At 44.6% G+C, this 2,720-nt stretch carries 2 protein-coding genes; one reads left to right on the forward strand and one right to left on the reverse strand.

Annotation, left to right across the window (positions count from 1 at the left end):
- Positions 1–582: AIR synthase related protein (locus tag AC37HE_RS13825; RefSeq protein WP_500783438.1), on the reverse strand; the 582-nt coding region annotated here is incomplete at its 3' end.
- Between the two features lie 531 nt (positions 583–1,113).
- On the opposite strand from AC37HE_RS13825, the gene AC37HE_RS13830 reads away from it, so the two are divergent.
- Positions 1,114–2,259, forward strand: coding sequence for an MFS transporter (locus tag AC37HE_RS13830; RefSeq protein ID WP_500783439.1), 1,146 nt, complete (start codon positions 1,114–1,116; stop codon positions 2,257–2,259).
- The last annotated feature ends 461 nt before the right edge of the window (positions 2,260–2,720 follow it).

Genomic DNA, 2,720 nt, shown 5'->3' on the forward strand with positions numbered 1-2,720 from the left:
GGTAGCTTGTCCAAAGGAAGCCAAACCAACGATGACATCCCCCGCCTGAATATTGTCGGCAGAAATCACATCGGAGCGTTTCATGCGGCAAGTAACAGTTGAGTCAACAATGATAGTACGCACCAGGTCTCCCACATCGGCGGTCTCACCTCCGGTTGGGAAAACACCAACACCCATTTCCTGCAGCTCGCGGCACAATTCGTCGGTTCCGTTGATGATTGCCGCAATAACTTCACCCGGAATTTTATTTTTGTTACGACCAATGGTTGACGACAACAGAATGTTATCAACTGCACCAACACACAACAGGTCGTCGATATTCATGATCAGCGCATCCTGTGCGATGCCCTTCCAGACCGACACATCACCGGTTTCTTTCCAATACATATAGGCCAGAGACGATTTCGTTCCGGCACCATCGGCATGCATAATATTACACCAGTCGGGATCGCCACCCAGCACATCAGGAATGATCTTGCAAAATGCTTTTGGGAACAGTCCTTTATCTATATTCTTGATGGCGTTGTGCACATCCTCTTTCGAAGCCGAAACGCCTCGTGCCATATACCTGCTGTCGCTCATAAAATTGGATTCTGAATTCGGGGCACAAAGTTAATACTTTTAGGGAAATATGCAGATGAAAATATGTCAGGGCATCTATTCCTGTTAACCCCGGTTCGATCTAAGAATATGCCCCGGGAGGTACGCACAGGGTCCGGTACGAAATTGTTCCATAAAAACAGGATCAGTTAATGGTTGTTCCCTGCGGTACTTTGATTGGTTTATAAAGCAGGTTAGAGTGAAAACCAAGGCACATCTGTTCTTTTTAATACGTATCAAAATATTTTTTAATACGCATTAAAATTTCTTTTGATAGGTATTAAAATAATTTTTGATACCTATTAAATGAGTAAAGACAAGCTAGGGATACACCCACGCCTAGTTAGAAAATTGGCTTTCAGTGCTTGGGTAGTAAGCCGGGCAACAGGTGTTTCTGACATCGAACTCCTGTTATCTGAAAGAAAATCGGGAAACCTTTCCCCTGGCTGTGATGTTTACTACCTTTGTCGCACTTCTCCAAAAAACTTTTCGTTCCGAAATCGGAGGTTTTATATGAGCAAAACAACGCGCCAATTAGCCAACATCATTTCCGTAACACTGGGAATGCGCCTTTTTTCGATGTTAATTATCATTCCCTTTCTTTCTGTTTACGCTTTAAACCTGGAAGGAGGAGAACCATGGCTAACCGGCTATGCACTGGGTATTTTCGGACTAACACAGGCGATTTTACAAATTCCGTTCGGTATGCTAAGCGACCGCATCGGCTACAAAAAGATGATGCTGGCCGGGCTACTCATGCTGATAGCCGGATTGCTAACCGCCGCCAATGCTGCCAATATTTACTGGCTTATTTTTGCCCGTGCTCTGCAGGGAAGCGGAGCTATTGTAACGGTTGGCTACTCGTGGATCTCATCGGTCGCCGGCGACGAGGAACGGGACAAACAATTAACACGCCTCGGTGCCGTACTGGGCACCTTCACCATGCTCTCGTACCTGATTGGACCGCTGGTGCACATTGTCCTTACCGTAAGCCAGATGTTTGTTTTTTCGGCCGCGCTTATTGCCCTTTGTTTTCTATGGGTATTGCTGTTTACCAAGCAAGTAGATCCGGAAGTACGAAAGCTGAAAAGCGCAGAGAAAGCCAAACAGAAGTCGGTGTTTAACCGCCGAAACCTGACGATGGGACTGATGCTGACCACCAACAACCTAATGAGCATGGCTTTCTTTTTTATGCTCCCCATGCTGCTGATTGGCGTACTGGAAACCAATCGCATGTGGATCATTCTTACGCCGGCCATTCTTTGCTCGGTGTTGCTGCTTCCTCTATTCTCAAAACTGAGCCAAAAAGGTAAAGGACGTACAACCATCAGCCTTCTGTACGTAACCGAGGGTATTGGTTTTATATTGCTTTCGCTGGGCAATCTGCCAGCCATTATTGCCGGCACTATCCTGATAACAACAGGCACTTTTGCCATTTCGACCATCGTACCTATGCTGGCTAACCGGGGAATTGACAACCGCCAGCGGGGTAAAGGAAACGGCATACTGGTAAGCCTGCAATACGTGGGTTCGTTTTTAGGAGCCGCCGTAACCGGAACATTCTGGAACTTTTCGCACAGTTCGGCCTTCATCTTTACCGGTATTGTTGCACTGGTAGGTGTTGTACTGGTGCTGAGTTTTCCACGGCAGAAAGATTAAACTGCACACAATGAATCTCAGATTCATTGGAAGATCCGGGAAATTCGGTCTAATTAATAATAAGGAAAGACAAACCTATTCACTATGTAATACAGCATCCAATTACAACCTCGGGTTAAATTGCTCTTATACAAAACTCAGGATCGATTCAATCTCCAAAGATTGCTTCTGCTGAGCTCTTACCTAGATCGAGACTTCAATTCCATGCAAAACAATTGAGATACAGCAGCTAAACATGATGTTAATTAATACAGATTATTGTAACTTGTAACAACAATCTGTATGGTGTTATGCGAAAAATCATTTTAGGATTGATAACCGTCTTGGGTTTTAGCAATCTATTTGCTTACAACTATTCCGAGCACAAAGATATTGGAGATGTAGCTTTTGCCCGTTTAATGAACGATTTGTCGAAGCAAGGAAATTCCGCTTTGTTTTTTCGTTTTCTGAATATCACGAAA

The organism is Mangrovibacterium sp. (assembly GCF_059905295.1).